General features: G+C 46.5%; 23 protein-coding genes. 7 read left to right on the forward strand and 16 right to left on the reverse strand.

The window, feature by feature from the left end:
• Nucleotides 1-26: 26 nt before the first annotated feature.
• The 5 genes from ispG to ndk all read right to left on the reverse strand — a co-directional run bounded on the left by ispG (nucleotide 27) and on the right by ndk (nucleotide 4466).
• Nucleotides 27-1145, reverse strand: coding sequence for a flavodoxin-dependent (E)-4-hydroxy-3-methylbut-2-enyl-diphosphate synthase (gene ispG / locus Q5L94_RS04845; protein ID WP_317497324.1), 1119 nt, complete (start codon nucleotides 1143-1145; stop codon nucleotides 27-29).
• Nucleotides 1146-1161: 16 nt separating this feature from the next.
• Nucleotides 1162-2271 (reverse strand): RodZ domain-containing protein, encoded by a 1110-nt coding sequence (locus Q5L94_RS04850; protein WP_317497325.1) that lies wholly within the window; start codon nucleotides 2269-2271, stop codon nucleotides 1162-1164.
• A 20-nt stretch (nucleotides 2272-2291) separates the two neighbouring features.
• Nucleotides 2292-2747 (reverse strand): tetratricopeptide repeat protein, encoded by a 456-nt coding sequence (locus Q5L94_RS04855; protein ID WP_317497326.1) that lies wholly within the window; start codon nucleotides 2745-2747, stop codon nucleotides 2292-2294.
• A gap of 33 nt (nucleotides 2748-2780) precedes the next feature.
• Nucleotides 2781-3917: a bifunctional tRNA (adenosine(37)-C2)-methyltransferase TrmG/ribosomal RNA large subunit methyltransferase RlmN gene (locus Q5L94_RS04860; protein ID WP_317497327.1), complete on the reverse strand. Its 1137-nt coding sequence runs from the start codon at nucleotides 3915-3917 to the stop codon at nucleotides 2781-2783.
• Between the two features lie 117 nt (nucleotides 3918-4034).
• The gene (gene ndk / locus Q5L94_RS04865) at nucleotides 4035-4466 is read right to left on the reverse strand and encodes a nucleoside-diphosphate kinase (RefSeq protein ID WP_011235266.1); all 432 of its coding nucleotides are present in this window, start codon (nucleotides 4464-4466) and stop codon (nucleotides 4035-4037) included.
• Between the two features lie 166 nt (nucleotides 4467-4632).
• Here ndk and msrA point away from each other — a divergent pair, with 166 nt between their 5' ends.
• Nucleotides 4633-5178 (forward strand): peptide-methionine (S)-S-oxide reductase MsrA, encoded by a 546-nt coding sequence (gene msrA, locus Q5L94_RS04870; protein ID WP_317497328.1) that lies wholly within the window; start codon nucleotides 4633-4635, stop codon nucleotides 5176-5178.
• Here the strand turns inward: msrA and Q5L94_RS04875 are convergent.
• The 3 genes from Q5L94_RS04875 to trmJ all read right to left on the reverse strand — a co-directional run bounded on the left by Q5L94_RS04875 (nucleotide 5175) and on the right by trmJ (nucleotide 7631).
• Nucleotides 5175-6332, reverse strand: coding sequence for an IscS subfamily cysteine desulfurase (locus tag Q5L94_RS04875; protein WP_317497329.1), 1158 nt, complete (start codon nucleotides 6330-6332; stop codon nucleotides 5175-5177). The two genes, msrA and Q5L94_RS04875, sit on opposite strands and share 4 nt — an antisense overlap.
• A gap of 30 nt (nucleotides 6333-6362) precedes the next feature.
• Nucleotides 6363-6842, reverse strand: coding sequence for a Fe-S cluster assembly transcriptional regulator IscR (gene iscR, locus Q5L94_RS04880; RefSeq protein ID WP_317497330.1), 480 nt, complete (start codon nucleotides 6840-6842; stop codon nucleotides 6363-6365).
• Nucleotides 6843-6908: 66 nt separating this feature from the next.
• Nucleotides 6909-7631: a tRNA (cytosine(32)/uridine(32)-2'-O)-methyltransferase TrmJ gene (gene trmJ / locus Q5L94_RS04885; RefSeq protein ID WP_317497331.1), complete on the reverse strand. Its 723-nt coding sequence runs from the start codon at nucleotides 7629-7631 to the stop codon at nucleotides 6909-6911.
• A gap of 108 nt (nucleotides 7632-7739) precedes the next feature.
• On the opposite strand from trmJ, the gene suhB reads away from it, so the two are divergent.
• The gene (gene suhB, locus Q5L94_RS04890) at nucleotides 7740-8516 is read left to right on the forward strand and encodes an inositol-1-monophosphatase (RefSeq protein WP_317497332.1); all 777 of its coding nucleotides are present in this window, start codon (nucleotides 7740-7742) and stop codon (nucleotides 8514-8516) included.
• A gap of 72 nt (nucleotides 8517-8588) precedes the next feature.
• On the opposite strand, the gene Q5L94_RS04895 is transcribed toward suhB, so the two are convergent.
• The 5 genes from Q5L94_RS04895 to Q5L94_RS04915 form a co-directional block, all read right to left on the reverse strand.
• Nucleotides 8589-8759 (reverse strand): DUF3545 family protein, encoded by a 171-nt coding sequence (locus Q5L94_RS04895; protein WP_011235272.1) that lies wholly within the window; start codon nucleotides 8757-8759, stop codon nucleotides 8589-8591.
• Between the two features lie 168 nt (nucleotides 8760-8927).
• Nucleotides 8928-9365: a hypothetical protein gene (locus Q5L94_RS04900; RefSeq protein ID WP_317497333.1), complete on the reverse strand. Its 438-nt coding sequence runs from the start codon at nucleotides 9363-9365 to the stop codon at nucleotides 8928-8930.
• Between the two features lie 3 nt (nucleotides 9366-9368).
• Entirely contained in the window at nucleotides 9369-10076 is a 708-nt protein-coding gene (locus Q5L94_RS04905; RefSeq protein ID WP_317497334.1) for a nuclease-related domain-containing protein, read from the reverse strand.
• A 77-nt stretch (nucleotides 10077-10153) separates the two neighbouring features.
• Nucleotides 10154-10453, reverse strand: coding sequence for a Rho termination factor N-terminal domain-containing protein (locus Q5L94_RS04910; protein ID WP_317497335.1), 300 nt, complete (start codon nucleotides 10451-10453; stop codon nucleotides 10154-10156).
• A gap of 29 nt (nucleotides 10454-10482) precedes the next feature.
• Nucleotides 10483-10680: a hypothetical protein gene (locus Q5L94_RS04915; RefSeq protein ID WP_317497336.1), complete on the reverse strand. Its 198-nt coding sequence runs from the start codon at nucleotides 10678-10680 to the stop codon at nucleotides 10483-10485.
• A 187-nt stretch (nucleotides 10681-10867) separates the two neighbouring features.
• Between Q5L94_RS04915 and Q5L94_RS04920 the strand changes: the two genes are divergently transcribed.
• The gene (locus Q5L94_RS04920; protein ID WP_034822359.1) at nucleotides 10868-11119 is read left to right on the forward strand and encodes a TIGR03643 family protein; all 252 of its coding nucleotides are present in this window, start codon (nucleotides 10868-10870) and stop codon (nucleotides 11117-11119) included.
• An 11-nt stretch (nucleotides 11120-11130) separates the two neighbouring features.
• Here Q5L94_RS04920 and Q5L94_RS04925 read toward each other — a convergent pair whose 3' ends face one another.
• The 3 genes from Q5L94_RS04925 to Q5L94_RS04935 are packed head-to-tail and all read right to left on the reverse strand — an operon-like array spanning nucleotide 11131 to nucleotide 13068.
• Nucleotides 11131-11655, reverse strand: coding sequence for a cytochrome b (locus Q5L94_RS04925; RefSeq protein ID WP_317497337.1), 525 nt, complete (start codon nucleotides 11653-11655; stop codon nucleotides 11131-11133).
• On the reverse strand, nucleotides 11648-12628 hold the full coding sequence (locus Q5L94_RS04930; protein WP_317497338.1) for a catalase family peroxidase: 981 nt from the start codon (nucleotides 12626-12628) through the stop codon (nucleotides 11648-11650). The genes Q5L94_RS04925 and Q5L94_RS04930 overlap by 8 nt, the downstream gene beginning before the upstream one ends.
• Nucleotides 12629-12669: 41 nt before the next feature.
• Nucleotides 12670-13068, reverse strand: coding sequence for a DUF393 domain-containing protein (locus Q5L94_RS04935; RefSeq protein WP_317497339.1), 399 nt, complete (start codon nucleotides 13066-13068; stop codon nucleotides 12670-12672).
• A gap of 184 nt (nucleotides 13069-13252) precedes the next feature.
• On the opposite strand from Q5L94_RS04935, the gene Q5L94_RS04940 reads away from it, so the two are divergent.
• The 4 genes from Q5L94_RS04940 to Q5L94_RS04955 all read left to right on the forward strand — a co-directional run bounded on the left by Q5L94_RS04940 (nucleotide 13253) and on the right by Q5L94_RS04955 (nucleotide 16380).
• Nucleotides 13253-13855: an ATP-binding cassette domain-containing protein gene (locus Q5L94_RS04940; RefSeq protein ID WP_317497340.1), complete on the forward strand. Its 603-nt coding sequence runs from the start codon at nucleotides 13253-13255 to the stop codon at nucleotides 13853-13855.
• Nucleotides 13852-14976, forward strand: coding sequence for a DUF6136 family protein (locus Q5L94_RS04945; RefSeq protein ID WP_317497341.1), 1125 nt, complete (start codon nucleotides 13852-13854; stop codon nucleotides 14974-14976). Before Q5L94_RS04940 ends, Q5L94_RS04945 begins: the two co-directional genes overlap by 4 nt.
• Nucleotides 14977-15105: 129 nt before the next feature.
• Nucleotides 15106-15981, forward strand: coding sequence for a DNA ligase (locus tag Q5L94_RS04950; RefSeq protein WP_317497342.1), 876 nt, complete (start codon nucleotides 15106-15108; stop codon nucleotides 15979-15981).
• A 102-nt stretch (nucleotides 15982-16083) separates the two neighbouring features.
• The gene (locus Q5L94_RS04955; RefSeq protein ID WP_253618867.1) at nucleotides 16084-16380 is read left to right on the forward strand and encodes a HigA family addiction module antitoxin; all 297 of its coding nucleotides are present in this window, start codon (nucleotides 16084-16086) and stop codon (nucleotides 16378-16380) included.
• Nucleotides 16381-16425 lie beyond the last annotated feature (45 nt).

Genomic DNA, 16425 nt, shown 5'->3' on the forward strand with positions numbered 1-16425 from the left:
TAGGGACTTTGTCGATGCGGGTAAAATCAACCGTTAATTTCTTTTACGTCAATTTTATTAGCTTCAATGAACTTTACCTGCTCGCGAATTTGGGCTTCCAGTTCATCCACTAAATTCTGGTTATCCAGTCGGAGTTTTTGACGTGCTCCACCAATGTACAAGCCACTTTTATTCTTAGCGCCGGCGAGGCCGACATGCGATACCAGAGCCTCACCCGGACCATTCACAACACAGCCTATTATTGAAACATCCATTGGAATAGTAATATCCTCCAGACGCTCCTCTAAGGCATTAACGGTGTTAATAACATCGAATTCTTGTCTGGAGCAACTGGGGCAGGCAATAAAGTTGATACCCCGGGCACGAATACGCAGTGACTTTAATATATCAAAACCAACTTTAATTTCTTCAACCGGGTCAGCCGCGAGCGAAACCCGCAGCGTGTCACCGATCCCCTCGGCCAGCAACATACCTAAACCAACCGACGATTTCACCGCGCCGCTACGCTTACCGCCAGCTTCTGTAATGCCTAAATGCAGCGGCTGATCAATTTCTTTCGCCAATAAACGGTAGGATTCAACCGCTAAAAAAACGTCTGACGCTTTAACACTGACTTTAAAATCGTAGAAGTCCAGCTTGTAGAGAATGTTGACATGGCGCATTGCCGATTCCACTAACGCCTCGGCTGTCGGCTCTCCATATTTTTCTTGTAAGTCTTTTTCCAGCGAACCGCCGTTGACCCCAATACGAATTGGAATGTTACGTTCACGCGCTGCATCTACTACAGCTTTTATTCTGTCTTCGTGACCAATATTACCCGGATTAATACGTAAGCAGTCAGCGCCATATTCGGCAACTTTAAGCGCAATGCGGTAATCAAAATGAATGTCAGTAACCAGCGGTACCGGGCTGCGCAGCTTTATTTGCTTAAAAGCTTCGGCGGCTTCCATTGTGGGTACAGACACACGAACAATATCCGCACCGGCCTGAGCCAAAGCTTCTATTTGCGCAACAGTCGCATCTATATCGGTTGTTTCAGTATTTGTCATGGACTGCACAGCAATCGGTGCGCCATCGCCAATAGGCACATTACCTACATATAAGCGGCGTGAAGGACGGCGTTTAATTGGATTTTCGTGCATCATAACCTTAAATTGACCTCTACTGCTCTTCTGACGGAACGGTAAACCGTGCAACACGCCCAGTCCGGAACTGGCTCATATCGAAAGCGTTACCGTTAAAGCTTAGATTAACCGCTTCAGGTTTACACAATGTTACTGAAAAAGGGGCTTCGCCCGGAACCGGCATACGGTAGCCGGCAGCTTTTACACCAACAGCCTGGGTTTCACCTGAAGCATCATCAATTTTAACCCAGCATTCTTCATTAAACTCTAGCACCAGACTGGCTGAAACAGTTTCTGATTGCGGCGATGGTTCAACAGCTTCTGATTCGACCGAACTTTCAGTTTGGTTATCTGTCTGCTCGGCAGTTTCAGTTGGTAACTCTTGCGTATCACTAACATCGTTAGCCGCGGGCTCGGTATTAGTGGCCGACGATTCATCGTTATTCTCGTTGGTATTCTCGTTAGTATTCTCGCCACTTTCACTAACGGGTTCTTGCACCGACTCGACCGCAACATTCGTGTCACCGGTTTCAACTTCAGACTCTAATACGGCTTCATCTTCATTCGGCTCAATTTGTGGCTCTGTCGGCCGATTTGAAATTTCAATATCATCGACGTTATCAGCATTGTCATCAGTGTTTACCGGGGAAACTTCTGTGCTTTCCTGTGTGCCGATTTCACCTTCACTAAAACCAAGATCCGGCTCTTGCCACCACCAAATAACCAAAGCAACAACAATAATGATAACCACATACGTAATTAACATTAAGCGGTTGTCACTTTCTTCATGCTTTTTGCGTCTAGAGAAGCTCTGCATCTGGCTGCTTTCAACTTCTTTATAGCCTCTGGCTTTGTAAGCCTCAAACAGCTCGGTATCGTCTAAATCAAGCAGTTTGGCGTAGGAACGTAAATAACCTTTAATAAAGGTTGCCGTCGAAAAAGTTGAATACTCATCGGCTTCCAGCAACTCAATAATCTGCTTTCGCAAACGCAACTGGTCTGCAACCTCGCGCTGCTCTAAACCTTTAGCTTCACGGGCTTCTCTCAGAATTTCACCAGGACTTTTACTCGGCTTTTGCTTTGTTTCTTGTGCCGCTTCCGGTTCTGGCTTGTTATTATCTTGTGTTGATTCGTTTTCAGCAGTCATGATTGTAAGGGGTTTCCCTGTTATGGTTGAACTGCGTCGTGACTTAGCCGGGCCAAACATTCGGCTCTATTAGCCTCAGCTCTGGCATGATGTGGATACGCTGGATCCAATGCCACTTTATCAAAATACCTGAGTGCTTTTTTCCAGTCACCAGCCACACACAGTGCAACCGCATAGTTATTGTACAATGCACCGCTCATAGGTTGCCATGATAATGTCTGTTGGTAAAGTGACAAAGCTGAATCAACGTCATTTGTCGCTAAATACCATTGCCCGAGGGCAAGATTGGCATTCAGAGACCGGGGATTGTTCGTCAATGCGGTTTGCAAATGCGGATACGCAAGCTTCAATTTGCCCTGCGTCAAATAAGCAAGTCCAAGCTGCAACCGTACATCATTACCCACAGATACCGACTGTTCAGGGTTAGCGGTACAACCATATAGCGCTGCGGCTATCAATAATAAAGCGGTTCGCATTATCACACTCCTTGTGCCTGCGACTCTGTAAATTTACGTGGTCTTTACAGCTATTGCCTCTCCACCACGCTGTTGCTGCTGACGTTTCAATATACGTTTTGTACGATCGATGACATCGCCCACTAATTGCCCGCAAGCTGCATCGATATCATCCCCTCGAGTTTTACGTACCATTACCGTCAAACCGTACTCCATAAGTACTTTGGCAAAACGGTCAATCCGCGAGTTACTAGAGCGTCCGTAATCCGAACCCGGGAAAGGATTAAATGGAATAAGGTTAATTTTACTCGGGGTATCTTTTAAGGTTTTTGCCAGCGCATGTGCCTGATCGGTTGAATCATTAACATGGTCCAGCATGACATACTCTACCGTTACTTTACGCTGAGCTTTTGACTGCTCAACATAACGACGGCTGGATGCCAGAAATTCTTCAATATTGTACTTCTTATTAATAGGTACAATTTCGTTGCGCAGCTCATCGTCTGGTGCGTGCAACGAAATAGCCAACATCACATCGATGCGTTCGCGCAATTTTTCCAACGCAGGAACAACACCTGAAGTACTTAAAGTAACGCGGCGTTTGGATAAACCGAAACCCAGGTCATCCAACATTAACTCCATTGCCGGAACAACATTGTTTAAATTAAGCAAAGGTTCGCCCATGCCCATCATGACCACGTTCGTTACGGGTTTAATTCCGGTTTTTCCATAAGCCCCTAGCAGCTGGTTCACCCGCCATACCTGGCCGATGATTTCCGCCACACTGAGGTTACGGTTAAAGCCCTGAGCCCCGGTTGAGCAGAAAGTACACTCTAATGCACAACCAACCTGAGAGGACACACACAAAGTAGCGCGATCACCCTCGGGGATCCACACTGTTTCCACGTCCTGGCCGTCGAACAAGGTCATTGCGAACTTAATCGTACCGTCCGATGACTGCTGCTGTTCACGAACTTCAGGCGCGCGTATTTCAGCGACTTGCTTGAGCTTTTCACGCAACGCTTTATTAAGATTCGTCATCTCATCAAAGTCATCGACACAAAAGTGATACAGCCACTTCATTACTTGTTCAGCACGAAATGGTTTCTCACCCATCTCACGAAAGAACTCTTTGATTCCTTCACGATTCAGGTCGAGCAAGTTCACTTTTTTATCTATTGCGTTGGTCATAAAGCTCCGGTTTTCTGATGTGCCTCGACATTTTTGTAGCCTGACGTTTATGTCAGGATCTCACCTGACATAAACGTCAGGCTACCTAAGAACATCAGGCTACATTCAAATACAGTCTTAGCGAGTACGCTGGCAAACTTCTTCGTCGCTGAAGAAATAAGAGATTTCACGTGCTGCAGATTCAGTTGCATCTGAACCGTGTACCGCATTTTCGTCTATAGTTTCAGCGTAGTCTGCACGAATCGTTCCTGCCAGTGCTTCTGCAGGATTCGTAGCACCCATGATGTCGCGGTTTTTACGTACAGCGTCTTCACCTTCAAGAACCTGAACAACGATAGGGCCTGAAGTCATGAATTCAACCAAAGCACCAAAGAAAGGACGTTCTTTGTGTTCTGCGTAGAAGCCTTCTGCCTGTTCTTTGCTTAAGTGCATCATTTTAGCACCAACAATGCGAAGACCCGCAGATTCAAAACGGTTGTAGATAGCGCCGATTAAGTTTTTTGCAACTGCATCAGGCTTGATAATTGATAAAGTGCGCTCTAAAGCCATGGTTATAAACTCCAATAAAATTAAGGGATAAGTTAGTCGCGCGGATTATACGTGAGATAGACGCAGAAATCGAATACCCAGTGATTGTTTTTTTATTCATTCTCAGCTAGGATGAGAGAACCTATATAGCCATATAGACGTCTATTTGACAATAAGGAGTTCTGACATGGCGAACAATGAATACGAACAAGCCACTCTCGGTGGTGGTTGCTTCTGGTGTGTTGAGTCAGCCTTCCTTCAGGTAAAAGGCATTCAGTCGGTTAAGTCAGGTTACACTGGCGGTCATACAACTGACCCAACCTACGAGCAGGTTTGCAGTGGCGAAACGGGACATGCCGAAGTCGCGCAACTCCAATACGATCCAGAGCAGATCTCTTACCGTCAAATCTTAGAAATCTTTTTCACTCTGCACGATCCAACTCAGGTGAATCGTCAGGGCAACGATGTCGGTACTCAATATCGCACATCAATTTTCTATCATAACGACGCGCAAAAACGCGAAGCCGAAGACATTATTTCAGAGTTGGAAGCTGATGACGCTTTTGCTGCTCCTATCGCAACAGAAGTAACTGAGCTGGGAACGTTTTATCCGGCCGAGGATTATCACGAAAACTACTACGCCAGAAACCCGGAAAACCCCTATTGTCAGGCGGTAATTTCACCGAAGCTGGCTAAATTCCGTAAAACCTTTGCCGGCTTGCTGAAAGACTAAGCAGCGCCTCGCAAAGTACCTACAGTGCGGTGGATAAGTTCTATCGCACTATCAATGTCTTCTTCGGAAGTATAACGGCCAATGCTAAAGCGCAGTGAACTCATTGCCAGCTCATGCCCAACCCCTAAAGCACTAAGAACATACGAGGGCTCGACGCTAGCCGATGTGCAAGCTGAGCCAGACGAAAGCGCGAGATCTTTTAACGCCATTAGCAGCAATTCGCCATCTACCCCGGCAAAACTGATGTTAGTAATATGCGGTACCCGTTGCTGGTCAGAGCCATTCAAGGTTACACCTTCTAACTGGCTAACCCCCTTCCATAAACGCTGACGGAGGTTTTCCACTCGCGCAGGCTCAAGATCCAGCTCGCTAAGAACAAGCTCTGCAGCAACACCCATGCCGACAATTTGGTGTGTTGGTAAAGTGCCTGAACGCATGCCTCGTTCGTGCCCCCCGCCATGCATTTGCGCAAGCAGCCGAACCCGCGGAGTGCGGCGTACATACAATGCCCCAATGCCTTTAGGTCCATACATTTTGTGAGCAGAAAGCGACATTAAATCCACCGGTAATTCCGCCATATCCATTGGCACTTTGCCGGACGCCTGAGCGGCATCGACATGAAATACTGTGCCGTTTTCACGACATAAATGACCAATGGTGGTTATATCCTGAAGCACACCTATTTCGTTATTAACCAGCATTACGCTCACTAACACCGTATCTTCGCGTAAGGCTGAGCGAAACATATCCATATCGAGCAACCCGTCTGTTCCGACATCCAGATAAGTCACTTCAAAGCCTTCTTTTTCCAACTGCGCGCAGGTATCTAATACCGCTTTATGCTCGGTTTTAAGCGTAATAATGTGCTTGCCTTTAGCGGAGTAGTATTGAGCTGCGCCTTTTATGGCAAGGTTATCTGATTCTGTAGCACCTGAGGTAAAAACAATTTCGCGCGAGTCGGCATTAATAAGGTCAGCAACCTGATTTCGGGCTATATCGACAGCTTCTTCTGCCTGCCAGCCGTACTTATGCGAACGCGATGCCGGGTTACCAAACAAGCCGTCCTGCATTAAACAACCCATCATTTTTTCTGCTACAACAGGATCGACTGGCGTGGTTGCAGCATAATCAAAATAAAGGGGTAACTTAGACACTTGCTTGCTCCTGACAACTTAAAGGCAATATTATAGGTGAGAGTTTAACTTAATCTCTTCTTCACTGTGGTTATGCAACGAGTTCTGTCTATTCAGAACATCACCCACGTCCTGTTTCTTCATCAACTCAGCCAGCGTAATACCGTCCAGAAAGTCGGATATTCTGTCGCTTAACCCTTCCCACAAAGAATGGGTCAGACAACGTTCCCCGCCCTGACAGTTAGCTTTTCCCTGACAACGTGTTGCATCAATCGACTCGTCAACCGCATGAATGACGGCACCAACAGAGATATCATTTGCGCCACACCCCAGACGATAGCCACCACCCGGACCTCGCACACTGTCCACCAGCCCATGCTTACGTAAGCGCGAAAACAACTGCTCTAAATACGACAGGGATATTCCCTGACGTTCAGAAATATCCGCTAACGGCACCGGACCATTTGCCGTAAAAAGCGCAACGTCCAGCATAGCTGTTACTGCGTATCGACCTTTTGACGTCAGGCGCATGGTGGTTTCCTCTGCTGTTTAATTCATCGTTAATGTATTGAGATTCTACATTCCCGACTATTTTAGTCAAGTATTGCCCGTTGATTTGTCCACAGAGGCTAAGATACCGCGTAAAATATTAATTTCATTTTCTTCCGGGCGGGCGCGGTTAAATAGACGACGCAATTTCGTCATGACTTGTCCGGGGTGCTCACGAACGATAAATCCGGTTTGCCCCAGAGTTTTTTCAAGATGCTCATAGAATCGTTCTAAATCTTCAGCGCGTGGGTATTCCGGTAAGTTTTCCGGGGCGCGTTGTTTCGATTCAAGCCACTGCATACGGAGCTCATAACTCACCGTCTGCACCGCCATAGCCAGGTTCAGTGAACTGTAATCGGGGTTAGTCGGTATGTGTAAGTGAAACTGACTTTGTTGTAGCTCTTCGTTGGTTAACCCACTGTTTTCACGGCCAAAAACCAGAGCAACCTGATGCTGACTGGTCTCCTCCAATACTTTTGCCGCACATTCCCGCGGACCTAACAACGGCCAGTCTAAGGTCCGATTCCGGGCACTGGTGGCAATAACCAGACCACAGTCGGCTATGGCTTCCTGCAGAGTATGCACAATAGTCGCCGACGCCAAAATATCAGTTGCACCAGCAGCCAACGCCGATGCGTGACTGTCAGGCTCCTGCACAGGATCCACTAAGGTCAATTTGGACAACCCCATAGTTTTCATGGCACGTGCGACAGAGCCTATGTTTCCGGTATGAGACGTATTCACCAGAACAATACGAATGTTATCAAGCATGGCGTTTCCCTTGAGTTTTTCTCGGCTTATGGAAAAGTTTGGCATGATACCGTAACACTGGTATGATCCGCGACCGAAAATTGTTCTTTTACAGCACAGGTAATTGGTATGCATCCGATGTTAAATATTGCGGTGCGCGCAGCGCGTGCGGCCGGCAAAATTTTAGTTAAAAATTTCGACCAGGGCAGTCCTGTTGAAGCCGAATCAAAAGGTTTGAACGACTGGGTTACTGATATGGATAAAGCCGCAGAGCAGGCTATTATCAACACCATTAAAAAGTCCTACCCTGATCACGGCATCATCGCAGAAGAAAGCGGTACTCAGGCTGGAAAAGAAAACGACTTCCAGTGGGTTATTGATCCGCTAGACGGCACGACCAATTACATGCGCGGTATCCCTCATTTTTGTATCTCCATAGCGTTACTTCACAAAGGTTCTGTTCAACAGGCCGTTGTTTACGATCCTATGCGCGAAGAGTTATTCACCGCTACCCGCGGCGCCGGTGCACAGCTAAATGGTCGTCGTTTACGTATTTCACCTAAAGTGGAATTAAAAGGCGCTATTCTAGCAACAGGCTTCCCGTTCAAAATGAAAAACCGGACGCCCGAATATTTGGAAATGTTCAGCAAGTTATTTGAGCACTGTGCCGATGTTCGTCGCGCAGGCGCAGCAGCACTGGATTTAGCTTACGTTGCAGCAGCACGCCACGACGCCTTCTGGGAAATGGGTCTTAAGCCCTGGGATATGTTGGCTGGCGAATTATTGGTTCGCGAAGCCGGTGGCATAGTCAGTGACTTTCAGGGTGGCCACAACTACATTCAGTCAGGCAACATAGCAGCCGGTGCGCCAAAAGCATTAAAACAAATGCTGGCACAAATTCGCTAAGCTCTTTCTAAAAACAAGAGCAGTAAGCCCAAAAGCAAAACGCCGTCTGAGGTAACCCAGACGGCGTTCTTTTTATAGTTCGATTTCTTCTAAATCGAGTTCAAGCGAGTAATCCATATCAGAGAGTTCTTCCCGCAACCGGTACTTCTCTTTTAGTTGTTCTATTTCACGCCATTTACGTTTTGCCGCGCGACCCTTACCAGACTTGTCATTAACCTTTTGCAGTTCTTCTGAATGATCCATGTTATGACCCTCTGCTTTTTTGATACAACTTTTTTAATTATGGTATTAGCGCTGCAGTTAATCTGTTTGTTAACAAAAAAACCACAAATCATAAGTACCACACACCAAGTCACATTAAAAGAACTTTGTTACTATTTTGTTAACAATTGATGGCAAACGTGTGAAGAATTAGGTGATCAATTCAACTTGAGGGTAATGCGTTTTGAAAAATTCGCGGACTGAATTGAGCTGCTGAATGGGGAATAGATGGTCACTCGAGACTTGATAATTAAAAGGGAACTGTAAAATAGCGTATTCCTCGTCGTACTCGCCCACCGCTACGCGTTTCAGTTTTTTATTGGGGACTTGTTCCAAACCAACACGTAACTTGTCACCATTCACATCTAACAAAGTCATGATATTTTTAACTTTATTCTGCTCTCGACCTCTGGAGCTAATAAGCGACGCAGAGGCAACGATTGCGGCTACGAACAAAACTGCAAATCCCTGGCCGATAAAGTGCAAGAGCGTAAAGTAACTAAGGTAGATGGTTAATAACCAAAGCCAGGCAGGAATGCCTTTGATTTTCCGGGCCAGCCTCGCCCTAACGGCTTGTTCTTTATACATCCTTCAGCTCTTCATTTGCTTAAGTTCTATTAATTGTTGGACGACTTTCTCAACATTTAACGGTGCCCGCTTGGGCTGATAGTTCAAAATATACTCGACCAGCCCTTTACGTTCAATCACTGGCACGCTGGGTGGTGAAGACAATTTAACCCGTGAGCTGCGGTGTGAGAAAAACACAACGCCGTCTATCCAGGTAGATGCGCGGTTTTTCTTCAAATGCTCTGCCAATACATGTATTTGCTTTTTTAACTGCTTTATTGGATTTCGAACTTTGGCTGTATACCGGCCACCTTTGCGCCCTACTTTATGGGCTACCCAATTAGAAGATTGCTCATCTCCCGTTACTTTAGAGTTGTTGTTTTTTACTTCCACAACAAACACACCGTTAGGGCCCACCACGATTAAATCCAGCTCCGTGAAGCCGCGTTTTGCTCGCGAATTGGGTACGTCGACCTGATTAAACAGCACATAGCTATCGGGGAGCTTTTTTAGCAGCTTCAGTGTTTTTAATTCGCCTCTGGCACCCGAACGCTTAGTAGATGCCGCCCCAATAATACTGAAGAGGTAAATTAATCCGACAACCCACCAGAAGTTTGGTAATTTGTACATTAAAAAGCCCGCAATAGGTGCGCCAATAATAGCGACCCATACGCGGGCTTTATTCACTTCCTGAGAGAGACGATTTTTGGTTATGTACTGCGTGTCGGCCATGACAATTTGACTGCTTTATTTCCCAAACTGGTGGCTATATTAAACCACCAAAACAGACATTCGTCAGCTTTAATCCCTTACTGCTTTTGCCTTATAGCCTCAATCAATTCTTCTTTACTCATTTGGCTGCGGTTATCAATATTGAGCTGCTGCGCCCTATTGTATAACTCATCTTTGGTGCGCTCTTCCAGCCGAGTATTGGGGTTACCTGTCCCCTGAGTAGTGGTGTTATCGGTAACCCCCTCCTCGCGTCGCTGCTTATTCACAGTGCGACTGGCAATTTCCTCTGCTTCGTCTTCACTCTTTCCGTCATCCAGCTGTGACTGCTTAATATGCTGATACATACGCTCGTCTTTGTCGCGCCAAACGTCTGGCATTGTTCCCTCCTTTCTCAATCAGACGATAATTACTGAGAGTCCCGGCCACGTTGCTCCGGGGCTATCTGCTTATCTTTCTGCGAGTGAGTGTCATGAGTTGAATTTGGCCGACTGTGGTCTTCACGGCTCTGGTTTTCTTTGTCCTGCTGCGACTGCAGCTTCCGCTTTTCTTCTTCGCTAAGATCCTGCTCGTCTTTTTTAATTTTCGGATTCATTGGCCCAGTCATAAAGCCTCCTTAATCGTTAAAATGTCAGTGAGTTTCGCTTTCTCTACTATTAAGCCTAGTACAACACATCTTAAAATAAAGATACGCAGGCCATCTTTACGGTTTATAGAATAGAACAGGTGTAGCTGTGAAGATCTGATTCACAAAGGCTAACGTAATTGAATAAAAACAACTAAGTAGCCTGTTTATGAATCTGACTGAATCTGAAGTATCGCGCGTTATAGAAATGGCGTGGGAAGACCGCACGCCATTTGAAGCTATTGAAGAGCAATTTGGCCTACAGGAAAAGCAGGTTGTGAAGTTTATGCGTTCGCAACTTAAGCCCGGCAGTTTCCGCTTGTGGCGAGAACGTGTGTCGGGGCGCAATACCAAACATCGAAAACTACGCCCCGCGGGAGTGTCGCGCGGCTACTGCCCAACACAATATAAACAGCGTTAGGCAATAACCTACTAAAGCATACTTTTCAGAACCTTGTCCTTGCGGATAAAGTGATGATGCAAGGCCGCAGCAACGTGCAAAGCAACCAATGCCATAAGTGCTATTGCCAGCCAGCCGTGCAGTTCCCGGAATACAGCATAGTTCTCAATATCGACAGTAAGCGCCGCCGGTAAGCGGAACCAGCCAAATACATCAATTGGCCGCCCGGCAAAGTACTGCATTAAGTACCCTGAAATTGGCATGGCGAACAACAGCAAATAAAGCAGCCAGTGAGAAGCCTTGGCGACAAATGTCTGCAAGCTTGATAAGTCACCGGGTAATGCCGGAATTTGATGGAACAAACGATTAACTAAACGCGCAATAACCAGTACGGCAGCCACAACACCAAAGGCTTTGTGCACGGTTAAAATGCTTAACTGCCAAGGCTCTAAAGAACGAATCATCAATAGACCAGCCGCCAGCATAGAAATAACCAAAGCCGCCATGGCCCAGTGAAACAGCCGCATCGACAAGGAAAACTGTTGTGTGTTACTCATTACCCTGCTCCTCCAGCTCGCCCATTAACGCTTCTTTTGCTCTGCGCCTATAAGACTCAGCATAAGCAGCAGACCTGGCACGGAGTATGGGGTCACGGGTTGCTTCAATACCGGTTGGCAGCACCAGTGGGTCGTAATTTATACTATGGCATTCGCCCTGTAACTGCGGCGTTACCCCGGTGATAACAATTTGCCCCGCCGTAATCTGCTCACGTCTGTCCGGCCATGCCTTTGCTGGATTGTTCTCGTCATCTTCTCCATTTGCCAAAGTAAAAACCCAGTCAAAAACGACATTGTCTTCCGCTACCCGGTTGGTAATTTCGTCGTGCAGAGCATCCACACCCTCTAAGTTGTCAGCAGAAACTGAAACCGTCGGTTGCATAGTCCAGCGTACGGCTTGCTTTTCACCGTTTGAATTCACCAAATAAAACGCGTTAATGCTGTTATAAGTCTCAGCAGCAAAACTTCCGCTGGGTTGGTATTGGGCTTTCCAGTTTAAAAAGTCGCGGCTCTCAGGGTGTTCGGCAAAAAATGCTTGTATTGCTTTAGGGCCGGCCTGAATCGCCTGAATTTGCTGATAAAAAGTATGCGGATCTTTAACCGCCATAACTGGCGGCGTATTCATTGCAATACGCCATTGCTCGGTCGAACTCATGGCAAAGCTCAGAGCTAAACTCCGTACCGGTGCTTTTAAGTCAGGCGCTGTTGGATTATTCCCTGCAACAGAAAAACGCCCGATAAAAGGCATGGAACCCGTTTCAAATAGTGTCGTTTTTGAATAGCTGGCTAACTGTCCGTTTGAACGAAACTCACCACTAAGGCAAATACCTTTTGCGTGAGCACGGCGAAAGCCTTCATGGGCGGTTTCTCCCTGCTGTAAATTCACAAACTCTTGTGCACTAACTTTTGGGGGATCATCGGCTGCCACGCTCATTATTGGCGCCAACAATAATGCCAAATATTGTTTCTTCATGTCGAAAGTACTCTTGTTATCATTTTTCCAGCTAGAGTACATCAGTCAATCGAGCACTGCGAGCAGCGTTCTTTACCTGTTAATAGCTTGGAAATGCGGTTGCGGTAACGCGCGAAAAATAAGTAGGCTTTATCGGCAAACCACCGAATGACAGGCCAGCGTAAAGGCGCGATCATCCAGCCTTTCCCCACCTGCGACCAGGCCGCATAGGTTACATCCAGACCATAAATCATTTCACCGGAACGGGTCTGCCCGTGTAAATACTGGTTAGCCTTAGCAACGTCTACCGCAGGGTAACGCTGATTAAAATCCGGCTCGTTAATGTTTTCAAACTGAATCTTTCTTTGTTCATCCAGTTTCCTTAAATGCCGCATTTCTTTCACGCACAACGGACATCCACCATCGAAGAAAATCACCAATTTCGAACTTTGCTCTGACATTACAACCACCGTTTTGCGAATTACACCTTCTTATACGCTGTTTTTGCGTATTTGACTCATAATGTAATGCGAAAAGCGGTTTGCAAATGCCTAAGACTTATTTTCCCCGCTGGTCATCAATGGTATAAAGTTAAGTCTCTATAACAAAAACATAAACCATTCATCAGATAAGGAACCTCAGCAGTTGTTAGTTTTCCACAAGGTCAGTCAGTTTAACGGGCATCGGTGTATTTTCCGTCATTTATCCTTAACTGTTGATGCGCCCCGCGTTTGCATTACCGGCCCCAATGGCATTGGCAAAACCACTCTGCTTTTATTAGCGGCAGGGCTTATCTCCCCGCGAGAAGGGGAAGTTACCTACCAGAAGCAAAATGTTCTTCTGGCAAGTAGTAAAAAGAACATAGGCATAAGCGCCAGCAAGATTGCCTTGCCAGCATTTATGACGGTGAAGGAGTTACTTAAATTTCACGCGCTGCAATTTAACTGCCCTGCTAGCAACTGGATTAGCGAGTTTGGGCTGGAGCCGTACCTGGCAACCAAAGTGTCAAACCTCTCGCTGGGTAATTATAAAAAGCTGAGTTTAATTACCGCCTTAATGCATAAACCCGATCTGCTGCTACTGGATGAGCCCGGTAATGGGCTTGATGAGCAAAGCCGCGCGGTGCTGGAAAAGATTTTGAACAATTATCACGGTCAGATTATCGTCGCCAGCCACGAGACTGTATTTTCGGACAATACCGACGTGCAGCACATCGCTCTGGAAAACATCATTGATGGTGCGGTGTGAGTTACTGGTTATTTCGAATCAGAATTTACCATGAGTCTCTGAAGCAGTGGTTGGACAGCCTGAGACAAATTAGCATGGGACTGGTGGCTTTATTTCCTCTCGCCCTGCCGGTGCTTATTATGCTGCCGCTTTTGTCGATAGGCATTCTGGCCAGCCCGGAAACCAGCGCATCGGTTTATCTGAACACCCTATGGGGCTATTTGTTGTTGCTGTATAGCTGGATGAGTTTTCAGCGGGACGGTATTTGCGCCACCCACTATCAGCCTTATATAAACTCGTTACCGACCAAACCGCTCGTCAAATCCTTCAGTAATCTGGGGTTAATACTGTACGGAGCAAACTTTTTTATTCTGGGGCCGCTGACTTTACTGCTTATTGTGGCGTTTCAGCAAAATGGAAGGCTGTTGTCCGGCGACGGACAGCTTTGGTTTGAGCTTATTCCTTTAACGGGTGTCGTGGTCTTCGCTGCTTATTACGGTTTTGTTGCCGTTAACAACAGACTTCCCTGGTTCAGCTTGCTACTTTTTCCTTTTCTCGCTTTTGCATTGCCCTGGGAATTAACCAAACCCGAATGGCTGCTACTGTGGAGCGCCGCAATTCTGGTTGAGCGTTTTATACCAGCCTTCTCAATAACACTCGGGAAATGGCCGAAAGGACTGTTTCGGCTGCTTTTACAAGCCGACATCGCCTCCCCCAACGGCGAGAAGTTAAGACTGGTGACTTTGCTGCTGCTCATAGCCATCACTCGCCTTAGCGTTTCTCAAATAGCACCCGAAACGCAGCCATACCTTCTAAACCTGGTCAGCTTTGTCAGTGCACTGTTATTAGCAAGTAGTTTATTCGGAACTCAGGCTCTTAGAAAACACTATCACTTGTATCTGGGCTGTTTGCCGGAGAAACAGTCAGTTCAGCTGAGTAAAAGCATTATTTATGCGTTTGTTAAAGCGCTGGCAGGCGTGTTGCTTATCCTGCTATCGGGTATTTTTACAGAGCAACAATGGGCATTATGGCTGTTGTTTTATATCAGCACAGCGCTTGGCATCTTACTGCGCCCGCAGTGGTTTCTGTTGTTTCCCTGCATGGCAACACTTCTGGTTTTTTTGGCAGCCTCTGCATTGTAAAAACAATAACCATTTTGCTTAGCCCACAATACGACATTGCCACGCTGCCAACCTTAAAAGCCAGTGCTATCATGTTTACTTTCCGTTAGAACGACATCTCCGAAACCGAATGAAAAGTAAGGGGCAAGGATGCCAAAGCTCTCTAAAATTCGTCTCGTTTACTTAGCGGCATGTTTTATCGCTGCCTTTTGTGCCTTTCCTGCAGCCGCGTTACAGGCCTCAACGCAAACCCAACTGGCAAAAGTGTACGAACAGGACACAAACAACTCCATCAGCGACTATTTGGTGAGTGAAAAGTATGACGGTATCCGGGCCATTTGGACAGGCTCGCAACTACTGACCCGACAAGGCAACCTGATATCGGCTCCGGAATGGTTTACTGCACCACTACCCGCCGTTTGGCTTGACGGTGAACTGTGGACAAAACGTCAAAACTTTGAGGTGCTAAGCTCTATTGTGCGCACCCAAACACCAAAGCACAGCCGTTGGCGGCAAGTGAAGTATATGGTGTTTGATATGCCTGACGCACAGCTACCTTTTGAGGAACGATACAAAAACTACTCAAAGTTAATTGAGCAAGTAAACGCTGAACATATTAAAGCAGTACAACAACAGCGGTTTCATTCCAATCATGAGTTAAGCGAACACCTGAAAGCTATGGTTGAGCATGGTGCAGAAGGCCTGATGCTGCACTTAGCTACAGCGCTTCATCAATCCGGCAGAAGTGACGCTTTATTAAAATTAAAACCCTATTTCGACGAAGAGGCCGAGGTAATTGCGCATTTACCGGGCAAAGGCAAATATACAGATATGCTCGGTGCGCTGCGCGTGCGTAATCAGCAAGGCATTGAATTTTCTATTGGCACCGGATTCACCGACGCTGAACGCGCAAACCCTCCGCCTGTCGGCGGTATTATTACCTACAAGTACCACGGCTACACCAAGAATAACGTGCCACGCTTTGCCAGCTTTTTACGAATTCGGGAGGGTGTGGAAGGTGAATAAGCTTTTAGACACGGTGCGTATGCAAAAAATACAAAGAAACCACAAATTGACAACGTTGCGCAACACGCTACACTAAGAGCTCATGATCAAAACTTATCACTGATGTCTATTATGTTTGACCCCGCTCACCCAGGCGAATTTATTCTAGCAACCTATATGCAGCCTTTTGGCTTGAGTTGCCGGTATTTAGCTACAAAGTTAAATGTTTCTCCATCCACTTTAAACAGAGTTTTAAAATGCCAAAGTGGCATAAGCCCTGAAATGGCGTTGCGTTTATCGAAAGCTTTAGGCAGGAGCCCGGAGAGTTGGCTAGCGATGCAGGATGCGTACGATTTATGGCATGCTGGAAAAAACTTAAGTTTAGATAAGGTTCAGAAGCTTGATCTTACAGTCGCATGATAAATGCCTAACAGGCTCGCGATAAGCTGAGTTTTGAACAGAGTT

This window comes from Idiomarina sp. Sol25, from assembly GCF_033052775.1.
GTDB lineage: Bacteria > Pseudomonadota > Gammaproteobacteria > Enterobacterales > Alteromonadaceae > Idiomarina.

Excerpts from the sequence above, each read along its gene's own strand:
- Q5L94_RS04905 (WP_317497334.1), bottom strand. The coding sequence starts at position 10,076 with ATGGCCGACACGCAGTACATAACCAAAAATCGTCTCTCTCAGGAAGTG.
- Q5L94_RS04855 (WP_317497326.1), bottom strand. The coding sequence starts at position 2,747 with ATGCGAACCGCTTTATTATTGATAGCCGCAGCGCTATATGGTTGTACC.
- Q5L94_RS04920 (WP_034822359.1), top strand. The coding sequence starts at position 10,868 with ATGAATCTGACTGAATCTGAAGTATCGCGCGTTATAGAAATGGCGTGG.
- Q5L94_RS04925 (WP_317497337.1), bottom strand. The coding sequence starts at position 11,655 with ATGAGTAACACACAACAGTTTTCCTTGTCGATGCGGCTGTTTCACTGG.
- iscR (WP_317497330.1), bottom strand. The coding sequence starts at position 6,842 with ATGCGCCTGACGTCAAAAGGTCGATACGCAGTAACAGCTATGCTGGAC.
- Q5L94_RS04895 (WP_011235272.1), bottom strand. The coding sequence starts at position 8,759 with ATGGATCATTCAGAAGAACTGCAAAAGGTTAATGACAAGTCTGGTAAG.
- Q5L94_RS04935 (WP_317497339.1), bottom strand. The coding sequence starts at position 13,068 with ATGTCAGAGCAAAGTTCGAAATTGGTGATTTTCTTCGATGGTGGATGT.
- Q5L94_RS04910 (WP_317497335.1), bottom strand. The coding sequence starts at position 10,453 with ATGCCAGACGTTTGGCGCGACAAAGACGAGCGTATGTATCAGCATATT.
- Q5L94_RS04955 (WP_253618867.1), top strand. The coding sequence starts at position 16,084 with ATGTCTATTATGTTTGACCCCGCTCACCCAGGCGAATTTATTCTAGCA.
- Q5L94_RS04860 (WP_317497327.1), bottom strand. The coding sequence starts at position 3,917 with ATGACCAACGCAATAGATAAAAAAGTGAACTTGCTCGACCTGAATCGT.
- msrA (WP_317497328.1), top strand. The coding sequence starts at position 4,633 with ATGGCGAACAATGAATACGAACAAGCCACTCTCGGTGGTGGTTGCTTC.
- trmJ (WP_317497331.1), bottom strand. The coding sequence starts at position 7,631 with ATGCTTGATAACATTCGTATTGTTCTGGTGAATACGTCTCATACCGGA.
- Q5L94_RS04915 (WP_317497336.1), bottom strand. The coding sequence starts at position 10,680 with ATGACTGGGCCAATGAATCCGAAAATTAAAAAAGACGAGCAGGATCTT.
- Q5L94_RS04850 (WP_317497325.1), bottom strand. The coding sequence starts at position 2,271 with ATGACTGCTGAAAACGAATCAACACAAGATAATAACAAGCCAGAACCG.
- Q5L94_RS04950 (WP_317497342.1), top strand. The coding sequence starts at position 15,106 with ATGCCAAAGCTCTCTAAAATTCGTCTCGTTTACTTAGCGGCATGTTTT.
- Q5L94_RS04900 (WP_317497333.1), bottom strand. The coding sequence starts at position 9,365 with ATGTATAAAGAACAAGCCGTTAGGGCGAGGCTGGCCCGGAAAATCAAA.
- suhB (WP_317497332.1), top strand. The coding sequence starts at position 7,740 with ATGCATCCGATGTTAAATATTGCGGTGCGCGCAGCGCGTGCGGCCGGC.
- ispG (WP_317497324.1), bottom strand. The coding sequence starts at position 1,145 with ATGATGCACGAAAATCCAATTAAACGCCGTCCTTCACGCCGCTTATAT.
- Q5L94_RS04930 (WP_317497338.1), bottom strand. The coding sequence starts at position 12,628 with ATGAAGAAACAATATTTGGCATTATTGTTGGCGCCAATAATGAGCGTG.
- ndk (WP_011235266.1), bottom strand. The coding sequence starts at position 4,466 with ATGGCTTTAGAGCGCACTTTATCAATTATCAAGCCTGATGCAGTTGCA.